The organism is Halomonas sp. LES1 (genome assembly GCF_031846005.1).
Classification (GTDB): Bacteria; Pseudomonadota; Gammaproteobacteria; order Pseudomonadales; family Halomonadaceae; genus Halomonas.
This window is the reverse complement of record NZ_JAVRGC010000003.1, coordinates 568611-589050: the sequence shown is the minus strand read 5'-3', so window position 1 is coordinate 589050 and position 20440 is coordinate 568611. Positions and strand designations below refer to the sequence as shown.

General features: G+C 67.6%; 23 protein-coding genes. 8 read left to right on the top strand and 15 right to left on the bottom strand.

All coding sequences use genetic code 11. The features are described from left to right. Window positions 1-25: 25 nt before the first annotated feature. From ispG to trmJ, 10 genes are all read right to left on the bottom strand, one after another. Complete coding sequence (ispG, locus tag RM463_RS10155) at window positions 26-1141, bottom strand: flavodoxin-dependent (E)-4-hydroxy-3-methylbut-2-enyl-diphosphate synthase (protein WP_161424011.1); 1116 nt, start codon at window positions 1139-1141, stop codon at window positions 26-28. A gap of 10 nt (window positions 1142-1151) precedes the next feature. Beyond that, complete coding sequence (locus RM463_RS10150) at window positions 1152-2159, bottom strand: RodZ domain-containing protein (RefSeq protein ID WP_195689183.1); 1008 nt, start codon at window positions 2157-2159, stop codon at window positions 1152-1154. Window positions 2160-2188: 29 nt separating this feature from the next. Further along, window positions 2189-2938 (bottom strand): type IV pilus biogenesis/stability protein PilW, encoded by a 750-nt coding sequence (pilW, locus tag RM463_RS10145; protein WP_195689184.1) that lies wholly within the window; start codon window positions 2936-2938, stop codon window positions 2189-2191. A 117-nt stretch (window positions 2939-3055) separates the two neighbouring features. After that, window positions 3056-4183 carry a 23S rRNA (adenine(2503)-C(2))-methyltransferase RlmN gene (rlmN, locus tag RM463_RS10140; protein ID WP_195689185.1) on the bottom strand — a complete coding sequence of 376 codons (1128 nt, stop codon included), beginning with the start codon at window positions 4181-4183 and terminating at the stop codon, window positions 3056-3058. Window positions 4184-4251: 68 nt separating this feature from the next. Next, window positions 4252-4677: a nucleoside-diphosphate kinase gene (ndk, locus tag RM463_RS10135; protein ID WP_132043633.1), complete on the bottom strand. Its 426-nt coding sequence runs from the start codon at window positions 4675-4677 to the stop codon at window positions 4252-4254. A gap of 232 nt (window positions 4678-4909) precedes the next feature. Beyond that, window positions 4910-5236, bottom strand: coding sequence for an iron-sulfur cluster assembly accessory protein (locus tag RM463_RS10130; RefSeq protein WP_195689186.1), 327 nt, complete (start codon window positions 5234-5236; stop codon window positions 4910-4912). A gap of 55 nt (window positions 5237-5291) precedes the next feature. Beyond that, the gene (locus RM463_RS10125) at window positions 5292-6449 is read right to left on the bottom strand and encodes an IscS subfamily cysteine desulfurase (protein ID WP_195689187.1); all 1158 of its coding nucleotides are present in this window, start codon (window positions 6447-6449) and stop codon (window positions 5292-5294) included. A gap of 32 nt (window positions 6450-6481) precedes the next feature. Next, entirely contained in the window at window positions 6482-6952 is a 471-nt protein-coding gene (iscR, locus tag RM463_RS10120) for a Fe-S cluster assembly transcriptional regulator IscR (protein ID WP_195689321.1), read from the bottom strand. Window positions 6953-7050: 98 nt separating this feature from the next. Then, window positions 7051-7908, bottom strand: coding sequence for a serine O-acetyltransferase (cysE, locus tag RM463_RS10115; RefSeq protein ID WP_311429909.1), 858 nt, complete (start codon window positions 7906-7908; stop codon window positions 7051-7053). 386 nt (window positions 7909-8294) lie between these two features. Further along, window positions 8295-9044 carry a tRNA (cytosine(32)/uridine(32)-2'-O)-methyltransferase TrmJ gene (gene trmJ / locus RM463_RS10110; protein WP_195689189.1) on the bottom strand — a complete coding sequence of 250 codons (750 nt, stop codon included), beginning with the start codon at window positions 9042-9044 and terminating at the stop codon, window positions 8295-8297. A gap of 156 nt (window positions 9045-9200) precedes the next feature. On the opposite strand from trmJ, the gene RM463_RS10105 reads away from it, so the two are divergent. Further along, entirely contained in the window at window positions 9201-9995 is a 795-nt protein-coding gene (locus RM463_RS10105; protein ID WP_195689190.1) for an inositol monophosphatase family protein, read from the top strand. Window positions 9996-10072: 77 nt separating this feature from the next. Here the strand turns inward: RM463_RS10105 and hisC are convergent, their stop codons facing one another. After that, window positions 10073-11137 (bottom strand): histidinol-phosphate transaminase, encoded by a 1065-nt coding sequence (gene hisC, locus RM463_RS10100; RefSeq protein WP_195689191.1) that lies wholly within the window; start codon window positions 11135-11137, stop codon window positions 10073-10075. 109 nt (window positions 11138-11246) lie between these two features. Here hisC and RM463_RS10095 point away from each other — a divergent pair, with 109 nt between their 5' ends. From RM463_RS10095 to RM463_RS10065, 7 genes are all read left to right on the top strand, one after another. Continuing rightward, window positions 11247-12146 (top strand): AEC family transporter, encoded by a 900-nt coding sequence (locus RM463_RS10095; RefSeq protein ID WP_195689192.1) that lies wholly within the window; start codon window positions 11247-11249, stop codon window positions 12144-12146. Window positions 12147-12243: 97 nt separating this feature from the next. Beyond that, window positions 12244-12693: a copper resistance protein NlpE N-terminal domain-containing protein gene (locus RM463_RS10090; RefSeq protein WP_195689193.1), complete on the top strand. Its 450-nt coding sequence runs from the start codon at window positions 12244-12246 to the stop codon at window positions 12691-12693. Between the two features lie 123 nt (window positions 12694-12816). Then, window positions 12817-14202, top strand: coding sequence for a DNA repair protein RadA (gene radA / locus RM463_RS10085; protein ID WP_195689194.1), 1386 nt, complete (start codon window positions 12817-12819; stop codon window positions 14200-14202). A gap of 50 nt (window positions 14203-14252) precedes the next feature. Further along, the gene (gene selD / locus RM463_RS10080; protein ID WP_195689195.1) at window positions 14253-15290 is read left to right on the top strand and encodes a selenide, water dikinase SelD; all 1038 of its coding nucleotides are present in this window, start codon (window positions 14253-14255) and stop codon (window positions 15288-15290) included. Further along, window positions 15287-16375 carry a tRNA 2-selenouridine(34) synthase MnmH gene (mnmH, locus tag RM463_RS10075; protein WP_195689196.1) on the top strand — a complete coding sequence of 363 codons (1089 nt, stop codon included), beginning with the start codon at window positions 15287-15289 and terminating at the stop codon, window positions 16373-16375. Before selD ends, mnmH begins: the two co-directional genes overlap by 4 nt. 96 nt (window positions 16376-16471) lie before the next feature. Further along, window positions 16472-16765: an MGMT family protein gene (locus tag RM463_RS10070; RefSeq protein ID WP_195689197.1), complete on the top strand. Its 294-nt coding sequence runs from the start codon at window positions 16472-16474 to the stop codon at window positions 16763-16765. A gap of 186 nt (window positions 16766-16951) precedes the next feature. Next, a complete protein-coding gene (locus tag RM463_RS10065; RefSeq protein WP_195689198.1) occupies window positions 16952-17533 on the top strand; it encodes a YjaG family protein in 582 nt (193 codons plus the stop codon). A gap of 11 nt (window positions 17534-17544) precedes the next feature. Here RM463_RS10065 and hisF read toward each other — a convergent pair whose 3' ends face one another. From hisF to hisB, 4 genes are all read right to left on the bottom strand, one after another. After that, window positions 17545-18318 carry an imidazole glycerol phosphate synthase subunit HisF gene (hisF, locus tag RM463_RS10060; protein ID WP_132043661.1) on the bottom strand — a complete coding sequence of 258 codons (774 nt, stop codon included), beginning with the start codon at window positions 18316-18318 and terminating at the stop codon, window positions 17545-17547. Between the two features lie 2 nt (window positions 18319-18320). Beyond that, a complete protein-coding gene (gene hisA, locus RM463_RS10055) occupies window positions 18321-19067 on the bottom strand; it encodes a 1-(5-phosphoribosyl)-5-[(5-phosphoribosylamino)methylideneamino]imidazole-4-carboxamide isomerase (RefSeq protein ID WP_195689199.1) in 747 nt (248 codons plus the stop codon). A 63-nt stretch (window positions 19068-19130) separates the two neighbouring features. Continuing rightward, window positions 19131-19772: an imidazole glycerol phosphate synthase subunit HisH gene (gene hisH, locus RM463_RS10050; RefSeq protein ID WP_195689200.1), complete on the bottom strand. Its 642-nt coding sequence runs from the start codon at window positions 19770-19772 to the stop codon at window positions 19131-19133. A 31-nt stretch (window positions 19773-19803) separates the two neighbouring features. Beyond that, window positions 19804-20397: an imidazoleglycerol-phosphate dehydratase HisB gene (gene hisB / locus RM463_RS10045; protein ID WP_195689201.1), complete on the bottom strand. Its 594-nt coding sequence runs from the start codon at window positions 20395-20397 to the stop codon at window positions 19804-19806. Between the last annotated feature and the right edge of the window lie 43 nt (window positions 20398-20440).

Here is a 20440-nt window from a genome sequence, read left to right as displayed (position 1 = left end):
TGGCTCCTTGATGGATGCCGGCGACTCAGGCGTCGCGGGCGATCACGTCCTGTTCGGTCTGCTCTTTCTCGCGCACCTTGTCGCGGATCAATCGCTCGAGGTCGTCGACCAGGTGGTCGTTGCGCAGCTTGGAAGCCGGCTTGCCGTCGATATAGACGAGGTTGGCCGGGGAGCCGCCGGTGAGGCCGATATCGGTCTCCTTGGCCTCGCCCGGGCCGTTGACCACGCAGCCGATCACCGACACATCGAGGGGCGTCATGATGTCCTCGAGGCGCTCCTCCAGGGCATTCATGGTGCCGATAACATCGAAGTTCTGGCGCGAGCAGCTGGGGCAGGCGATGAAGTTGATGCCCTTGGAGCGCAGGCGCAGGCTCTTGAGCATGTCGAAGCCGACCTTGATCTCCTCTACCGGGTCGGCGGCGAGCGACACGCGGATGGTGTCGCCGATGCCGTCCATCAGCAGCATGCCAAGGCCAATCGACGACTTGACGGTGCCCGAGCGCAGTCCACCGGCCTCGGTGATGCCGAGGTGCAGCGGCTGCTCGATGCGCGTGGCCAGATCACGGTAGGCGGCCACCGCCATGAAGACGTCGGAGGCCTTGACGCTGACCTTGAAGTCCGGGAAGTCGAGGCGCTCGAGGTGGTCGATATGACGCATGGCCGACTCGACCAGGGCCGCCGGCGTGGGCTCGCCATACTTCTTCTGCAGGTCCTTCTCCAGCGAGCCGGCGTTGACGCCGATGCGGATCGGGATGCCGTTATCGCGGGCCGCCGAGACAACCGCGCGTACGCGATCCTCGCGGCCGATATTGCCGGGGTTGATACGCAGGCAATCGACGCCCAGCTCGGCGACGCGCAGGGCGATCTTGTAGTCGAAGTGGATGTCGGCGACCAGCGGTACCTCGACCTCGCGCTTGATGCGACCGAAGGCCTCGGCGGCCTCCATGTCGGGTACCGAGACGCGCACGATATCGGCACCGGCGGTCTCGAGCTGGCGGATCTGCGCCACGGTGGCGGCCACATCCAGGGTGTCGGTATTGGTCATGCTCTGCACCGAGATGGGGGCATCGCCCCCGACGGCTACCCTGCCGACGTGGATCTGGCGTGACTTGCGACGGACGATAGGGGATTGTGCGTGCATGGTGACGGAATCATTCTCCCAGGGTGAAGCGGGCGACATTGCTGGCACCGGCGCGCTCGGCGAGGTCTATGCTTTCGCCCTGCCAGACCAGCTCGACACCGGAAGCGTTGCCCACGGTAAGGCGGAAGGGCGGCTCGCCTTCGACGGTGGCCGTGGTGCCGGGTTCCTGCAGGCCAACGAAGACGCGCTGGTTGGTGGCGTCGAAGACCTCGGTCCATGACTGCTCGTTGAAGGTAAACACCAGGCGGCCGGCATCGGCCGGCGCAGCACTCGGCTCGCTGCCGGCGGTGGAGTCGGCGTCTGCCTCCGGCTCGCCAGTGGCTTCGGCGCTGGTCGGCTCCTGTGTCTCGGCGTCGGCGAGTTCCTCGATATCCCGATCCGGCGTGACCGAGGAGGCGCTGCTCTCCTGCAAGGTACCTTCGGCGGCCTCGGTGGGGCTCTCGGCAGGGGCCTGCCCCGCCGCCGCAGTCTCGTCGGGCAGCGGCGGCAGGCTGTCCGGTTCGGCAGTGGCCAACGTCTCGGATTCGGTCACGCTGGCGGTACCATCGAGCCGGTCGACGGCAACCGGGTCGCTCTCGCCGATGCTCGGCGGCTCGCCCCCGCCGCGGCTCTGCCACCACATCAGGGTCAGGCCGATCAGGCCGGCCAGAACCAGCAGGGAGACCAGCCGAAACAGCCAGGCGCCCAGACGAGAGGGGGGCTTGCTGATCTGAACCGGTGTGACCTGGCGCTGGGCGGCGTCATGTCTGCCGAAGCGGGCGCGATAGGCCTCCAGGACCGGGGTATCGTCGATTCCGAGCAGGTGCGCATAGGCGCGCAGGTAGCCGCGCCGATAGGTGGCGATCGGCACCTCCTCGTAGCTGTCCTCCTCGAGGCCACGGATCACCGCCGGCCTCAGGTTGAGCGCACCGGCCACCTCGGAGAGGGAAAGGCCCTGACTCTCGCGTTCACGCCGCAGCTGCTCGCCGGGCGAGGCCGTGGCATCAGCATGCAGGTCCTGTTCATGGGGGTCGCTCATGGCGGCGCATCCTTGGTGGCGTTCTCGGGTCAGGGCGTGGTGCCACGCCCCTCCAGCTGTTGGGTATAGAAGGCGGCAGTGGTGCCGTCGCCCTGGGCCCTGGCGATGTCGCCGGCCAGCCTCAGCGCTTCAGGGCGCGGGCCGGCCAGGCGCATGAAGGCCTCGATCTGTGCTCGTGCCTGGGGCAGTTGGTTCTCGGCGTACTCCAGTTCGGCCAGGGTGAAGTAGCTGCGCGGAGCGCGTGGGTCGATCTCCTGGGCACGGAGCAGGTTCTGCCGCGCCTCCTGCACCTCGCCGAGCTCACGATGACACTGCCCGAGGTTGGCGAACAGCTGGGCTCGGTTGGGGTACTGGGCATCCTTCGAGGCTCGCTCGAGCTGTTCACAGGCCTCACGCACGCGACCGCGCGCGTAGAGGAACGCCGCATAGTTGTTGCGAGCCCGGGTGAAGTCGGCGTCGGCCATCAGCGCCCGGCGGAAGGTCTCGTCGGCCAGCGTCTCTTCGCCCTGGCGCTGATAGACCATGGCCATGGCCTGCAGCGCCTCGGGATCATCGGGAGCGATCTCCAGCGCCCGGTCCAGTGCCCCCATGGCGCGCCGCAGGTTGTTGCGCTCCAGATAGGCGACGCCGAGCTGGGTGTAGGCGTCGGCCGGGCTGGTCTCGCTCTCCGCGGAGGCGATCCCCTGTGACTGGGTGGCGCAGCCGGCCAGCCACAGGCTGCCCAGCAGGGCGGCCAGAGGCAGCAGCGAGCTTCCGGTGAGGCGTGGGCGGCGTATCATGAACTCCTCCCCAGGATCGACAGGCTCCCACCGGCGGTGTGCCGCGGACTGACGGAAGCCGGAGGGAGGCAGGGACCCATCAAAGCGTTGTGCCCGGTTGAAGTCAAGGTGGCCCCTTCAGTCGGCGTCGAGCTGGATCGACTTGATATAGCGCTCGTGCCGACGGGTACGGTCCTTCACCCGGCCCACCAGCTGACCACAGGCCGCATCGATGTCGTCGCCCCGCGGAGAGCGGATCGGCGCGGTGTAGCCCAGCTCATAGAGCCACTGCTGGAAACGCACCACTTGGTTGCGTGACGGTGTCTCGTAGCCCGAATGGGGGAAGGGGTTGAAAGGGATCAGGTTGATCTTGCATGGCAGCTCACGCAGCAGCTCGGCGAGCTGGCGGGCGTGCCCCTGCTGGTCGTTGACCCCCTTGATCACCGTGTATTCGATGGTGACCACGCGGGTGTCGTCGCACTTGGCCAGATAGCGCTGGCAGGCATCCAGCAGGGTGCGAATGTTGTACTTGCGGTTGAGCGGCACCAGTTCGTTGCGCAGCTCGTCGTTGGCAGCGTGCAGCGAGATGGCCAGGCTCACGTCGAGCTCGTCGCCGAGCTTGTCGAGCATCGGCACCACGCCGGAGGTGGAGAGCGTGACACGGCGCTTGGAGAGGCCGTAACCGTCATCGTCGAGCATCAGCTTCATGGCCGGCACGACGTTGTCGTAGTTCAGCAGGGGTTCGCCCATGCCCATCATCACCACGTTGGTGACCGGACGGTTGGCGGTATCCCTGCGCGGGCCCACACTGCGCTGGGCCACCCAGACCTGGCCGATGATCTCGGCGGCGCTGAGATTGCGCTGGAAGCCCTGCTTGCCGGTGGAGCAGAAGCTGCAGTCCAGCGAGCAGCCCACCTGGGAAGAGACACACAGGGTGCGGCGCTTGCCGTTATCGGCAGGGATCAGCACCGTTTCCACGTAGCTGCCGTCCTCGACCTCCAGCACCCACTTGCGGGTTCCATCGTTGGAGGTGCCCTCGTAGACCACGCCGGGGCCGCGAATCTCGGCCACCTCGGCGAGCCTTTCACGCAGCGCCTTGGAAAGGTTGGTCATGGCCGCGAAGTCATCACAGCCCTCGTGGTGGATCCACTTCATTACCTGGGCGGCGCGAAACTTCTTCTCGCCGATGGAGAGGAAGAAGGCCTCCATCTCCTGGCGGGACATGCCGAGCAGGTTGGTCTTCTGGGGTGCGGTTTCAGCGGTCATGGCGTTCAGCGGGTCGGGGAAGGGGGAGCGCAGGGGAGGCGGGGACAGGGCCCCGCCCGGAGTCTCGATCAGCGCGGGCAGATCTCGTCGGCGCCGAAGAAGTAGGCGATCTCGCGCTCGGCGGACTCGGGGGAGTCGGAGCCGTGCACGGCATTGGCGTCGATGGTCTCGGCGAAGTCGGCGCGGATGGTGCCCGGCGCGGCTTCCTTGGGGTTGGTGGCACCCATCAGCTCACGGTTCTTGGCGATGGCGTCGTCGCCCTCGAGCACCTGCACGACCACCGGGCCGGAGGTCATGAAGCCGACCAGATCCTTGAAGAAGGGGCGCTCCTTGTGCTCGGCGTAGAAGCCGCCGGCCTTGTCGTCGTCCAGCTTGAGCATCTTGGCGGCCACGACCTGAAGGCCGGCCTTCTCGAAGCGGGAGATGATCTCGCCGATGGCGTTCTTGGCGACGGCGTCGGGCTTGATGATGGACAGGGTGCGCTGGGTAGCCATGGGCTTGTCTCCAGTAGGGGTGATGGATATCGATGGATAGCGCCGCGCCGCCCTCTGGCTTGCGGCAAGCAGGGCGGCGCGGTGAATCGGGTGATGCGGCTCGGCGTCCGGTGGTTCGGCAGTGCGCCGACTGGGCGGGATTATAGCGTCCCGGGGCGGCGTTGAACAATCGTCGCCGCCTCTGGGTGGTCAGCCGCTGGTCGAACCGGTCGAGGTCGTTTCGGTGACAGGCCTAGACGGTGAAGCTCTCACCGCAGCCGCATTCATCCTTGACGTTGGGGTTATTGAAGCGGAAATAGCGGTTGAGCCCCTCGTTGACGTAGTCGACCTCGCTGCCATCGAGCATCTCCAGGGCGTCGGGCGCGACGAAGACCTTGACCCCATGCTCCTCGAAGCAGGTGTCGTCATTGGCCGCCTCGTCGGCGAAGTCGAGCACGTAGCTGTAGCCGGAACAGCCACTGGGCTTGACCGACACACGCAGTCCAAGGCCCTGGCCGCGCTCGTCGAGTACCCGACGAATCTGCTCGGCGGCGGCGTCGGTGATGGTGAGATGCGACATGGGTCTCTCTCCTGTTGTGAATGCTGTTGCAGGGGGTGCGCCAGTCATGAGCGCGTCATCTGGCCTGGCGGCGCAGGCCGATCAGGGCGTGGCGCAAGGCCTCCAGGGCCCGGTCGATGTCGGCCTCGGTAGTGAAGCGTCCGAAGCTGAAGCGCAGCGAGGCGAGCGCCAGCGCCCGCGGTAGCCCGATGCCCTTCAGTACATAGGATGGCTCCACGCTCGCCGAGTTGCATGCCGAGCCGGTGGAGAGGGCGATATCGCGCAGTGCCATCAATAGCGACTCGCCCTCCACGCCCGTGAAGGCCAGATTGAGAATATTGGGCACGGAGGCTTCCAGTGCAGTGTTGCAGTGGATGCCGTCGAGGTCGGCGAGCCCGTCGAGCAAGCGGTCGCGCAGCGACTCGATGCGCGCCTGGTCGGCGGCACCCTCGGTGCCGGCGAGGGCGAAGGCCTCGCCCATGCCGACGATCTGGTGGGTCGGCAGGGTGCCGGAGCGCATGCCACGCTCGTGGCCGCCGCCGTGAATCAACGCCTCCAGTCGAATATCGGGGTGGCGCCTCACATAGAGGGCGCCGACGCCCTTGGGTCCGTAGGCCTTGTGCCCGGAGAGCGACATCAGGTCGATGCCGAGGCGCTGTACATCGAGCTCCAGGCGGCCTACCGCCTGGGCGGCATCGACGTGGAAGGCGGCGCCGCCGGCGTGGGCCACCTCGCTCAGGGCCGCCAGGTCGTGGATCACTCCCAGCTCGTTGTTCACCGCCATCAGCGATACCAGCACGGTGTCCTCGCGCATCGCCTCACGCAGCTGTGCCGGGCTGATTCGGCCGTCGTGGGCCGGCGTCAACCAGGTGACGTCGAAGCCCTCGGCCTCCAGGGCGTGGGCGGTATCCACCACCGCCTTGTGCTCGATCACCGAGGTGATCAGGTGGCGGCCGCGGTGGCGGTTGGCACGCAGGAAGCCGGTCAGGGCCAGGTTGTCGGCCTCGGTGGCGCCGCTGGTCCAGACGATCTCGCGAGGGTCGGCGCCGATCAAGTCGGCCACCTGACGACGGGCATTCTCTACCGCCTGCTCGGCCTGCCAGCCCAGCATATGGCTGCGCGAGGCGGGGTTGGCGAAGATGCCATCGAGGGTCAGGTGGCGCGCCATCAGCTCGGCGACTCGGGGGTCGACGGGGGTGGTGGCGGCGTAGTCGAGATAGACGGGTGTGGTCATGGCCTCGGATAGTCTCGAGTTCGGCCTGGCGATCACGTCGCCGAGGCGAGGATGCCGTCACCATCGAGGCGACGACGTTGACGGCCGGCGATCCGCTGGATCTCCTGGCGGTCGGCCAGCTGGCCGAGGGTGACGCCGTCCAGGAAGCCGTGGATATGTTCCGACAGCTCGCACCACAGATGGTGAGTAAGGCAGGTATCCCCCTGCTGGCAGTCGGAAAGGCCACCGCATCTGGTGGCATCCACCGACTCATCCACGGCGTCGATCACCCGGGCCACGGAGATCGCTTCCGGCTCCTGGGCCAGCAGATAGCCGCCGCCAGGGCCGCGCACGCTCTTCACCAGTCCGCCGCGGCGCAGGCGAGCGAACAGTTGCTCGAGGTAGGAGAGCGAGATCTCCTGGCGCCGTGAGATATCGGCCAGGCAGATGGGCCCGCTATGGGCATTCATGGCCAGGTCGAGCATGGCGGTGACGGCGTAGCGTCCCTTGGTGGTCAGGCGCATGGCGTCCTCGGCACCGCCGGAGCGGCGTTGGGTCATCATCGGCTCGCTGGGGAGCGCGCGGGTCGAAACGGCATTATGGGAAAGACCGAGTGACAAGGTCAACCATTCGTGCCGGCCCCTTCGTCGGCCCGATCGCGCCTGTCTTCGGAGGCAGGGGCCTTCTCGGGGGTCTTGCAGGGGTCGTCGAGTACCTCGGCGAAGTCCTCGTCGCGCAGCTCGGGCATCTCCCCGGCACAGTAGCTGGCGTCGACCTTGCGCAGGGTCTGGCACATGCGCTCGAGACGCTCATCCACGGCGTGCATATGATCGAGCATCGCCTGGATGGAGCGCGCCACCGGGTCGGGCATATCCTCGCTGACCCCGTAGGCGTCGAAGCCAAACTTGCGACGAATCGCCTCGCGGCGACCCGGATCGACGTCCAGGGTGTCGGCGGTATCCGGCTCCTCGCGCTTGACGATCTTGCCGGGTATGCCCACCACGGTGGCGCCGGCCGGTACCTCCTTGGTAACCACGGCGTTGGAGCCGATCTTGGCGCCGGTGCCGACGCTGAAGGGGCCGAGGATCTTGGCGCCGGCACCGACGATCACGCCATCCTCCAGGGTGGGGTGGCGCTTGCCCTTGTTCCAGCTGGTGCCGCCCAGGGTCACTCCCTGGTAGAGGGTGACGTCGTCGCCCACCCTGGCGGTCTCGCCGATCACCACGCCCATGCCGTGGTCGATGAAGAAGCGCCGACCGATGGTGGCCCCCGGGTGGATCTCGATGCCGGTGAGCCAGCGCGAGAAGGTGGAGAGGCTGCGGGCCAGCCAGCGCAGGTTGGCGCGCCACAGGCGATGGCTCAGGCGATGGAGCAGCAGGGCGTGCAGGCCCGGGTAGTTGGTCAGCACTTCGAGGAAGTTGCGCGCCGCCGGGTCACGGTCGAAAACGCTGTTGATGTCCTCACGCAGGCGTTGAAACATGCAGCGGTCCTTGGGCTTGGATGGGCAGGGCGGCAGCCGCCGCAGATGGTCATTTTAGTGTGGGGGCGCCGGTGAAGGCCTTCAAGGCGGATCGGGGTTTTTCGCAGGGCTATCGTAGATGGCAGCTGCGCTTAAGGCTGTTCCGGCGACAGGCCGTCGAGGGGCGCTACGAGTACTTCCCTGTAGGCTACCTCGGCCCTGCGGCGCTCTCGCGTCCCGCTCCGCTTGCAGGTCCGGTGCTGGCCATCCATGGCCAGCCCGTTCGGAGCCGTGCTCCTCACCCCCTGGTCCTCGGACCCCCTCTGCGACCTGTCCCCGGCGCCTTTCACGATCACCGTGTTGGTAACTGCGATCGCGCTGGGGCTTTTCACCGGTGCTTTGCCTTTTCAGTCATCGCGTGGCGGGGCGAGCTTCTCGGTCTCCGTGAGGATGCCGCGCAGGATATTGAGCTCCATGCGCTCGGGGCGGGCCCGAAGGGTAAAGCGGCGCAGCCGGGCCATCAGCTGGCGAGGCCTGGCCGGGTCATGGAAACCGATGGCGACGAGAGTGCGCTCCAGGTGGGCAAAGTAGTGCTCGAGCTCGGCATGGCTGGCCAGGACCTGGTCGGGGCTCGTGGGCTCATCGGTATCGGCGGGCTCACTCGTCAGCCAGGCCTGGCGGCATTCATAGGCGAGCACCTGCACCGCCGCGGCCAGGTTCAGCGAGCTGAAGTCGGGGTTGGTGGGGATGTGCACATGAGCATGACAGCGCTGCAGCTCGGCATTGGTCAGGCCGCTGTCCTCGCGACCGAATACCAGCGCTACCCGGGCATCTGGCTCGACCAGCTCCCCGGGCAGGCGGTCACCCACCTCTCGTGGCGAGAGCATCGGCCAGGGGAGGGTGCGCGAACGGGCGCTGGCGCCTACCGTCAGGGTGCAGTCGGCGACGGCCTCCTCCAGGGTGTCGACCACTCGGGCGGCGTGTACCAGATGATCGGCACCCGAGGCGCGCGATACGCTCTCGGCGGTGATCGGCTCACAACGTGGTGCCACCAGGCTCAGGTCGGCCAGGCCCATGTTGTGCATGGCGCGGGCGGTGGCGCCGATATTGCCGGGGTGGCTGGTGCCGATCAGGACGATTCGGATGCGCTCGAGCATGGGTCAGGGTCCGGTGCTGCAGGAAGTTTAGGGGCGCAGTCTAGCATGCGAGCGCCGCCGTGGATGGCGCGTCCCGAGCGCTTCTGCTAGGATTCGCGACATCGTTTCGAGTGAACGTTCCGTTCTTTAACACCACCGACTCCCCAAGGCCCGATCATGCATCCGATGGTCCAATACGCGCTGCGCGCCGCTCGCAGTGCCGGAGAACAGTTCCTGCGCATCCGTGAGCGCATCGAGAACTCCCACCAAGAGCACAACCTCGAGCGCCTGCTGCAAGATGCCGCGCGCAACGCCGAGACGTTGATCGTGCGTCAGCTCTCCCGCGGTTATCCCCAGCACGGCGTCGTCGGTCGATTCACGCCTCACCGCGAGGGTGAAGGCGAGGGGCGCGATGTGCTGTGGCGCATCGAACCCTTCCATGGCTACTCCAACCTCGAGGTGGCTGCCCCCGGCTTCGCGCTGTCGCTGGTCTGCCTGATCAAGGGGCGTGCGGAGCATGCGGTGGTGATCTGCCCCTTCAGCGATGATGAATATCTGGCCAGCCGGGGTCGTGGTGCCCAGCACAACGGCAAGCGCATCCGTGTGCCTGGCCGTCATGCCGTGACCGGCACGCGCATCGCCATGGGTCTGCCCGACGCCACCCTGCGCAGCCGCCATCTGCCCGCTTACCTGACCCTGGTGCAGCAGCTGGGCCCGCTTGTCGAGATGCAGCGCGCCACCGGCAGCGGCCTGCTCGACCTCGCCGAGCTCGCTTCCGGTCGTGCCGATGCCGCCTTCGTGCTGGGTCTGGAGGAGCAGGAGCTGCATGTCGGCAGCCTGCTGCTCAAGGAGGCCGGCGCACTGATGGGCACCCCGGATGGTCAGCCCCTGGTGGAGGCGGATGGCCGCCTGATGGCCGCCGGTCCGCGCCTCTACAAGGCGCTGGTACAGCAGCTCAAGCCGCACTTCTAGGCGGGTGAGCCCATGAAAAGCCCCACGGTGCCTGAGCACCGTGGGGCTTTCGTGTTTCTGGCATCCGGTTTTCGGGCTCAGGCGGGTGCCTGGCAGAGGGCCTCCAGGGTCTCGGTGAGGCTGGTCATCTCATCCTCGGTACCGATGCTGATGCGCAGATGATCACGCAGCGCCTCGGTATTGAAGTGGCGAACCAGGATGCCGCGCTTGCGCAGTCCCACGAACAGCTGGGCGGCATCATGCTCGGGGTGATGTACCAGCAGGAAGTTGGCCTGGGAGGGCAGCACCTCGAAGCCGAGCCGTTCGAGGCGGTCGCGGGTGCGCTCACGGGTGGTGATCACTCGCCCTCGGCATGCCGCGAAGTGCTCGCGATCGGCCAGGGAGGCGATGGCCACGGCGCTGGCCAGGCTATCGATTGGATAGGAGTTGAAGGAGTCCTTGACCCGCTCCAGCCCCTCGATCAGCTCCCGGGAGCCTACCGCATAGCCCAGACGCAGGCCGGCCAGGCTGCGGGACTTGGAGAAGGTGCCGGTGACCAGCAGGTTGGGGAAGCGCTCCACCAGCGGTACCGCACTCTCGCCCCCGAAGTCCACGTAGGCCTCGTCGACCAGCACCACCGACTCGGTGATGCGCTCGAGCAGGGTGGCGAGGGCCTCGCGGGTATGACCGTGGCCGGTGGGGGCGTTGGGGTTGGCGAAGATGGTGCCGCCGGCCGTGGCCGAGAAGGCCTCGAGGTCCACCGACCAGTCGGTGGCCAGCGGCAGGGCCTGGCGCTCGATGCCGTAGAGGCGGCAGTAGACCGGATAGAAGCTGTAGCTGATCTCCGGCATCTCGAGCGGCCGTCCCTGGCGGAAGAAGGCCTGGAAGGCCAGCGCCAGCACCTCGTCGGAGCCGTTGCCCACAAACACCTGTTGTGGCTCGACGCCGAGCTCCTCGGCCAGCGCCTCGCGCAGGGCGCGGGATTCGGGGTCCGGGTAGCGACGCAGATGGTCGCTGGGGAAGTCGCGCAGCACGGCGCCGACCCCGGGGGCCGGCGGATAGGGATTCTCGTTGGTGTTCAGCTTGATCAGCTGCTCGCGGGGCTGCTCACCCGGGATATAGGGGGTCAGCTCGCGCACCTCGGGGCTCCAGAACTTGCTCATCGCTCTCGCTCGGGTCATGGAGGGGATACCAGCATGGTGACCCGCCCGGCCGGGCCGCGCAAGCCGTGCTAGGCTGGGGCTCCTGTTCCCTGATGACAATGACGTCGTGATGACCGCCCAGATTCTTGCCACCCTGCTGCCGGTATTTCTGATCGCCGGGTGTGGCACCCTCTATGGCCGCCTGCGCAACCCCGATATCGCTACCCTCAATACGCTCAACATGGAGCTGTTCGTGCCCATGCTGGTGTTCGCCGTGCTGGCCGATGGCCAGGCGCCACTGGAGGAGTACCTGGGGCTGGCGCTGGGCGGAACCGTGGTGGTGCTGGGCTCCGGGCTGCTGCTGTGGCCGCTGGCCAGGCACCTGGGCCTGGAGGTGAAGACCTTCCTGCCGCCGATGATGTTCAACAACTCCGGCAACATGGGAATTCCCCTGCTGCTGCTGGCCTTCGGAGAAGCGGCGCTGCCCGCGGCGGTGGTGCTGTTTATCGTCGAGATGCTGCTGCACTTCACGGTGGGGCTCTGGATGTTGCGCCCCGGCTCATCACTGCTGCGGCTCCTGCGCCTGCCCATCGTGCTGGCCACCCTTGCCGGCCTTGCGGTCAACCTGTTCGGCGTGGCGCTGCCGGGCTGGCTGCTGGAGGCGCTGCACATGCTCGGCGGGGTGTGCATTCCGCTGCTGCTCTTCGCACTCGGCGTGCGCATGCTCGATATCGATTTCTCGGACTGGAAGACCGGCCTGCTGGGTGCCGTGCTATGCCCCCTTTCGGGGCTGGTGCTCGCCGCGCCGCTGATCTGGCTGCTGGGGCTCTCCGGTCTGCAGGCCGCGGCACTCTGGGTGTTTGGCGCCCTGCCGCCGGCGGTGCTCAACTATCTGGTGGCCGAGCAGTATCGCCAGGAGCCCCACAAGGTCGCCTCGCTGGTGCTGATCGGTAACCTCGGTTCGCTGGTGGTGATGCCGGTGGTGCTGGCGCTGGTCTTTGCCCACGTGCATGCTGGTGTCGGCGGCTGAGATGCTGCGAAGCTGTGCGCCGGCCCTATCAGCGGTTATGCTGTGTGTCAGGCCGCCGTGCCAAACGAAGCAACGACCACTGCCCAGGAGGACGTATATGCAAATCAGGACCTTGCTCGCCGGATCGGCCCTGCTCGCGCTGCTGGCCGGGTGTGCCGCCGGTCCCGGCGGTGGCCCGGGTGGCGCCGCCGTGGAGCCCGACGAAGAGCGTTATCAGGGAACTCTGCCGTGTCGCAACTGTGATGGTATCGACCTCGATGTGCTGATGCGCGGCGATGAGCAGGCCGCTGCCGCGGAGCGCACCTTCGAGCTCAATGCCTCTTACCGTGGCCACCCCCAGAGCCCCCCGGACGAGACCTACGCCGGCAACTGGGAGGTGCTCGCCGGCACCGCCAGTGAGCCCGATGCCACCGTCTACGAGCTGACTCCTGACGGCGAGGGGCAGATCTACTACTTCCTGCGCCTCGATCCCCAGACCCTGGAGCTGATCGACCCCGAGCGTCGCCGCTTCCAGAACAGCGAGATGCTGCAGCTCAAGCGACAGTAATCGCCGGCGAGTGATGCTGGGTGATCCGGTGGGGGCGGCCTTTTGGCCGCCCCCTGCCGTTGAGGCCGATGCCGCGCCTCGCCCAAGCGGCTTTCTACGATCCAACCACCGATGAGACATGCCATGGCCAAGGCAAAGAGCGCCTTCGTCTGTACCGAATGCGGCGCCGAGTACCGCAAGTGGCAGGGGCAGTGTGGAAGCTGTCGCGAATGGAACACCCTCAGCGAGGTGCGTCTCGCTCCGGCACGGCCCGGCGGCGCGAGCGCCGCGGCAGCGACGGGCGGCGGTCGTGGCGGCTATGCCGGCGCCCTGACTCGCGAAGTGGTCGACCTGGGCAATGTCGATCTCAGCGAGGTGCCGCGCCTCTCTTCCACCTTCGCCGAGTTCGACCGGGTACTGGGCGGGGGCCTGGTGCCCGGCTCGGCGGTGCTGCTGGGCGGCCACCCCGGGGCGGGCAAGTCGACCCTGCTGCTGCAGACCGCCTGCAAGCTGGCCCAGGAGCGCTCCTCGATTTATGTCACCGGCGAGGAGTCGCTCTCCCAGGTGGCCATGCGCGCCCACCGACTGCAGCTGCCTACCCGGGGGCTGAAGATGCTGGCCGAGACCAGTGTCGAGACCGTGCTGGCGGTGGCCGAGCGCGAGCGTCCCGAGATCCTGATCATCGACTCCATCCAGACCATGCACCTGGAGGATATCGCCTCGGCCCCGGGCGGCGTGGCCCAGGTGCGCGAATCCGCGGCGGCGCTGACGCGCTTCGCCAAGCAGAGCAACACCGTGCTGCTGCTGGTGGGGCATGTGACCAAGGATGGCAGCCTGGCCGGCCCCAAGGTGCTGGAGCACATGATCGACGCCTCGCTGTTGCTGGAGGGGGGCGCCGACTCGCGTTTTCGTACCCTGCGCGGTCAGAAGAACCGCTTCGGCGCGGTCAACGAACTGGGGGTCTTCGCCATGCTCGAGCACGGCCTCAAGGAGGTGAAGAACCCCAGTGCCATCTTCCTCTCGCGCACCGAGGAGCAGGCGCCGGGCAGCCTGGTGATGGTGGTATGGGAGGGCACCCGGCCGATCCTGGTGGAGGTACAGGCACTGCTCGATGATTCGCCACTGGGCAATCCGCGGCGGGTCGCCGTGGGTCTCGACGCCAACCGCCTGGCAATGCTGCTTGCCGTGCTGCACCGCCACGGTGGCCTGTTCACCGGTGACCAGGATGTCTTCCTCAACGTGGTGGGCGGGGTCAAGGTGCTGGAGACCAGCGCCGACCTGGCGGTGCTGCTGGCGGTGGTCTCCAGCCTGCAGAGCCGCCCGCTGCCGCGTGAGCTGGTGGTGTTCGGCGAGGTGGGGCTTTCCGGCGAGATCCGCCCGGTGCCGAGCGGCCAGGAGCGTATCGTCGAGGCCGCCAAGCATGGCTTCACCCGTGCCATCGTGCCGCGTGCCAATGCCCCCAGGCATGCCCCGGAGGGCATGGAGGTCGTCGCGGTGGACAAGCTTGCCGATGCCCTCGAGGCCCTGTGAGCCGGGTCTCTGGTGTTAGAATGCCCGTCACCGATAGCGAGGAGAAACCGATGAGCGCCATCCGCCTGACACAGTACAGCCACGGCGCCGGCTGCGGCTGCAAGATCGCCCCCGACGTACTCGACGACATCCTGGCCAAGGCCGGCCCCGGCGCAAGCCACTCGCGCCTGATCGTCGGCAACCAGGGCCGCGAGGACGCCGCCGTCTACGATCTGGGCGATGGCCGCGGCATGATCGCGACCACCGACTTCTTCATGCCCATCGTCGACGACCCCTTCGACTTCGGACGCATCGCCGCCACCAATGCCATCAGCGATATCTACGCCATGGGCGGCACCCCGGTCATGGCGCTCGGCATCCTCGGCTGGCCGCTGGACAAGCTGCCCGCCGAGGTGGCCGGCGACGTGATGGCCGGTGCCCAGGCGGTGTGCCGCGAGCTGGGGCTGGCCCTGGCCGGAGGCCACTCCATCGACGCCCCGGAGCCGATCTTCGGCCTGGCGGTGAACGGGCTCGTCGAGCTCGATCATCTCAAGCTCAACAAGGGCGCCAGGCCCGGTGATCTGCTGTTCCTGACCAAGCCGCTGGGGGTCGGCCTGCTGACCACGGCGGAGAAGAAGGGGCTGATCGAACCCGGCCACCAGGGCCTGGCCCGGGAGACCATGCTGCGCTCCAATCGCATCGGCGTGGACCTGGCCCGGGTGGCGGGAGTGCATGCCATGACCGATGTCACCGGCTTCGGGCTCGGTGGGCATCTGGCCGAGGTGTGTGCCGCCAGCGAGGTGGCGGCGCGTATCGACTTCCGTCGCCTGCCGCGGCTGGCCGAGGCCGAGGCCTACCGGCGCAAGGGGGCGGTGCCCGGGGGGACCCTGCGCAACCGCCAGGCGCTGGGCGAGAGCCTGCCCGAGATGGATGAGGCCCACTGGCAGTGGCTGTGCGACCCCCAGACCTCCGGCGGCCTGCTGCTGGCCGTGGACCCGGCCTGGGAGGATGATGTCGAGCGCATCGGCCGTGAGCATGGCCTGACTCTCGCGCCCTTCGGCGAGATCGTCGAGGCCAGCGGCCCGGCGCGCATCGAGGTGCGTGGATGAGAGAGCTGCCGCTGGTCGACCCCGACCCGGGGCTGCTGAGCGAGGGGCGGCGGCTTATCGATGTGCGTGCCCCCGTGGAGTTCATTCAGGGGGCCCTGCCCGGGGCGGTCAACCTGCCGTTGATGGATAACGAGGAGCGGCGCCTCGTCGGTATCGAATACAAGCAGCGTGGCCAGGCGGCGGCCATCGCCCTGGGTGAGCGACTGGTCTGCGGCGAGGTCAGGGCGGCCCGGGTCGCGGCCTGGAAGGCGGAGCTCGAGCGGCACCCCGATGCCATCGTCTACTGCTTTCGTGGCGGCCTGCGCTCGCAGATCGCCCAGCAGTGGATCCGTGAGGCGGGTATCACCCGGCCACGTATCCGCGGCGGCTGGAAGGCGATGCGCCAGGCGCTCTGTGCCCGCATCGATGCCGCCGCCGAGCAGCCGCTGTTGGTGGTGGGCGGGCTCACCGGCTGCGCCAAGACCGATCTGGTGCTGGCGCTGGACAACGGCCTGGACCTGGAGGGGTGCGCGCGTCACAAGGGCTCGGCCTTTGGCCGCCACCCTCTGCAGGCTCCCAGCCAGATCGACTTCGAGCACGCCATGGGTCTGCGCCTGCTGGCGCTGCCGGGCCCGCTGGTGGTGGAGGATGAGTCTCGCCATATCGGTGGCTCCAACCTGCCCCAGGCCTTCTGGGAGGGGATGCAGCGTGCCCCGCGGATACGCGTGGAGATGCCCCTGGACTGGCGTCTGGCGCAGATCCACCGTGACTATATCGAGGCGCTGTGGTCGGTCTATCACCGACAGTTCGGCGAGTGGCTGGGCTGGGCCCTGATGCGCAAGCAGCTGGTGGAGTCCCTGGCCAAGCTGCGCAAGCGCCTCGGCAGCGCGCGCCTGGCTCGGCTGCAACGGCTCCAGGAGCTGGCCTTTCGCGAGCATGAGCGGGGCAACTCCCAGGCCCACGAGGCGTGGCTGGCGCCACTGCTGACCGAATACTATGACCCCATGTATCGTCACCAGCTGGAGAAGCGCGACCCGGGCGACTTTCTGCATGTGGGCGACTGGGAGAGCTGCCTTGCGTTCGCGCGGGAGTGGTCGGCGCAGTAGCGGAGAGGGCAAGGCAGGACGGGAAAGGCAGAGCGGGAACAGGGCATGGGGAGCCCTGTCCAGGCAGAGGGTGTTGGGGCGTCGGACGGAGGCAACATGCAGGCTAGCTGGAGAGAGCAGGTCCTGACCGTGATCGCCGAGATTCCCCACGGCCGGGTGACCACCTATGGGCGCATCGCCGCCATGGCCGAGGGTGCCACGCCACGGCTGGTGGCCCGCGCCCTGCGCGAACTGCCCGAGGGGCACGCGCTGCCCTGGTATCGCATCATCACCGCCTCGCGCCGGCTGGCCGACCATCCGGGTGCCGCGGAGCAGCGCGAGCGCCTGGCCGCCGAGGGGGTGCTGCTGGATGCCCGGGGTCGTGCTCCGGCGGAGCGAATGTGGCCGTGAGTTATATCGCTCAAACGGGGCTTTCTCGGGGACAGGCCCCGAAGTGTCGGACCATCGGGGAGGCGCTGTGAACCCGTCCCTGGGCGCTACCGACGCCATCCCTGGCGTAGGACCTCCTCTGCGACCTGTCCCCGACGCCCCTCGTGGTTCAGCGAGATTTTGATAATGTAAGCCCAAGGAGAGTCCATGAGCGGTTTCTTTCAGCGTCTGCAGGCCCTCGAGCCGCGCCGCCAGCAGGCCTTTATGGCGGCGCTGTGCGAGCGACTGCTGCCCAACTATGCGCTCTATGCCCAGACGGCCGGCCAGGGCAACCCGACGGGGCTGCGCGCCATTCTCGATCTGGTGTGGGAGCGACTGGCGATTGCCGGGGCCAGGATCGACTTCGAGCGACAGGCCGAGAAGCTGGCCGAGCTGGCCCCGCCGGAGGGTGATGACAGCTTCGGGGCTCGGCGTGCCACCGAAACGGTGGCGGCTCTCTCGGCGCTGCTCGACACCCTGCAGGGCGAGGCGCCGGAAGCGGTGCTGGAGGTCAGTCGCGCCTCGCGGGGTGGCGTGCGGGCCTTTATCGAGCTGACCGAAGGTGAGGAGGATGGCGAGCGCCTGTCGGCGCTGGTGCGCGAGCATCCGCTGATGGAAGACGAGAATGACTTCCAGGATGCGGCACTGGAGGCGGTGGAGGAGGGCGTGCTGGATCGCGACGCCCTCAAGGCCCTGCGCCGCCTGGGGCACAACGAGGGCGTCAGTAATCTCGGCCTGTCGGCCGACTGACGCCGGCTGGCTTATAGGCGCATTTCTATGCCGCGCTCGGCCATATAGCGCTTGGCCTCGGGAATGGTGTACTCGCCGAAGTGGAAGATGCTGGCGGCGAGCACCGCATCGGCTCCCCCTTCGCGTACGCCCTCCACCAGGTGGTCGAGGGTGCCGACCCCGCCGGAGGCGATCACCGGCACGCTGACGGCGTCGGCGATGGCGCGGGTCACCCCCAGGTCGAAGCCGGCCTTGGTGCCGTCGCGATCCATGCTGGTCAGCAGCAGCTCGCCGGCGCCGTACTCCACCATCTTCTTCGCCCACTCCACGGCATCCAGGCCGGTGGGGCGGCGCCCGCCGTGGGTGAAGATCTCCCAGCGCGGCGCCTCGCCCTCGGCGGAAACCCGCTTGGCATCGATGGCCACCACGATGCACTGACTGCCGAAGCGCTCGCTGGCCTCGCGAACGAACTCGGGGTTGGTGACCGCGGCGGTGTTGATGGAGACCTTGTCGGCACCGGCGTTGAGCATGGTGCGGATATCATCGCAGCTGCGAATGCCACCGCCCACGGTCAGCGGGATGAACACCTCGCCGGCGATGCGCTCGACCATCTCCACGGTGGTGTCGCGGTCCTCGTGGCTGGCGGTGATGTCGAGGAAGGTGATCTCATCGGCGCCCTGCTGGTTGTAGCGCTGGGCGATCTCCACCGGATCGCCGGCGTCGCGGATGCCGATGAAGTTGACGCCCTTGACCACGCGGCCGGCGTCGACGTCGAGACAGGGGATGATGCGTTTCGCGAGGCCCATGTTCAGCTCCCTTTTCCGGCGAGTTCGTCGCACAGCCGCTGACCCTCGGCCAGGTCCAGGGTGTCCTCGTAGATGGCGCGCCCGGTGATGGCGCCCAGGATGCCCGGCTCCCGGGCGGCTACCAGGGCGCGCAGGTCATCGAGGTTGGTCACCCCGCCCGAGGCGATCACCGGCAGCCCGCCGTCGCGGGCAAGCGCCGCGGTCGCCTCGACATTGACACCATTCAGCATGCCGTCCCGGGCGATATCGGTGTAGACGATGCTCGAGACGCCGTCGTCGGCAAAGCGCTTCGCCAGGTCAACGGCCTTGACCTCGGAGACCTCGGCCCAGCCATCGGTGGCCACGAAGCCGTCGCGGGCGTCGAGGCCGACGATCACGTGGCCCGGGAAGGCGCGACACATCTCGCCGACGAACTCGGGCTCCTTGACCGCCTTGGTGCCGATGATCACGTAGCTGACCCCGGCCGCGAGGTAGTGCTCGATGGTCTCGGCGGAGCGGATGCCACCGCCGATCTGGATCGGCAGGTCGGGGTAGCGCCGGGCGATGGCGGTGACCGCCTCGCCGTTGACCGGCTTGCCCTCGAAGGCGCCGTTGAGGTCCACCAGGTGCAGGCGACGAGCGCCGGCGGCGACCCAGCGTTCGGCCATGGCCACCGGGTCATCGCCATAGGTGGTGGAATCGTCCATGCGGCCCTGCTTGAGGCGTACGCACTGACCATCCTTGAGATCGATAGCGGGAATTACCAGCATGTCAGGCTCCTGTGGATTCGGGGCCGGGCGCCGCTGGGGGCGCTCGGTTGATCCTGGCGCGGCTTAGGGCGCCCAGTGAATAAAGTTCTCGAGCAGCCTGAGGCCGGCCCGCGAGCTCTTCTCGGGATGGAACTGCACGGCGAAGGTGGCATCGCGGCCGATGGCCACATGGGCCTGGGTGCGGCCGTAGTCGGTGGTGCCGAACACCGTGGCATCGTCACTGGCCGCCACATAGTAGCTGTGCACGAAGTAGAAGTGCTCGTCCTGATCGATGCCCTCCCACAGCGGATGCTCGCGCTGCTGGTGAACCAGGTTCCAGCCCATATGGGGGACCTTGAGGCGCTGGTTCAGGCCATCGCGCATGTCGGCGGGAAAACGCTTTACCTCACCGCCGAGGAAGCCCAGGCAGTCGATGCCACCGTTCTCCTCGCTGTGGTCGAGCAGCATCTGCTGGCCCACGCAGATGCCCAGCAGCGGCTTCTCCTGGCTGGCCAGCAGCTCCTCCACCAGGCCACGCAGCTCGGTCTTCTCCAGCTCACCGATACAGTCGCGAATGGCACCCTGGCCGGGCAGCACCAGGCGGGTGGCGCCGAGGATGCGGCGCGGGTCGCGGGTGACCACCACGTTCTCGTGGGTGACGTGTTCCAGTGCCTTGGCGACGGAATGCAGGTTGCCCATTCCGTAATCGATGACGGCAATGGTCATGGGGCGCTCCTCGTGGGGTGGTGCGTGGGGCTCACAGGCTGCCCTTGGTGGAAGGCATCTGGCCGGCCATGCGCGGATCGGGCTCCAGGGCCATGCGCAGGGCACGGCCAAAGGCCTTGAAGATGGTCTCCGCCTGATGGTGGGCGTTGAACCCCTTCAGGTTGTCGATATGCAGGGTGACCATGGCGTGGTTGACGAAGCCCTGGAAGAACTCCCAGAACAGCTGGGTGTCGAGGCTGCCCACGGCGGCGCGAGTGAACTCCACGTCCATGAACAGGCCGGCGCGCCCCGAGAAATCGATGACCACCCGGGAAAGCGACTCGTCGAGTGGCACGTAGGCGTGGCCGTAGCGGCGAATGCCGCGCTTGTCACCGATGGCCCTGGCGAAGGCCTGGCCGAGGGTGATGCCCAGGTCCTCGACGGTGTGGTGGTCATCGATATGCAGGTCACCATCGGCCTTGATGTCGAGGTCGACCAGGCCATGACGGGCTACCTGGTCGAGCATGTGATCGAGGAAGGGCACGCCGGTCTCGCAGGTCAGCTTGCCGCTTCCATCGAGGTTGATGGTGACGCTGATGCGGGTCTCCTGGGTGTCACGGCTGACCGTGGCGATACGCTCGGACATTGAGGCAACTCCAGCGCCTGGGCGCATGTCGAGGCGGGCTGCC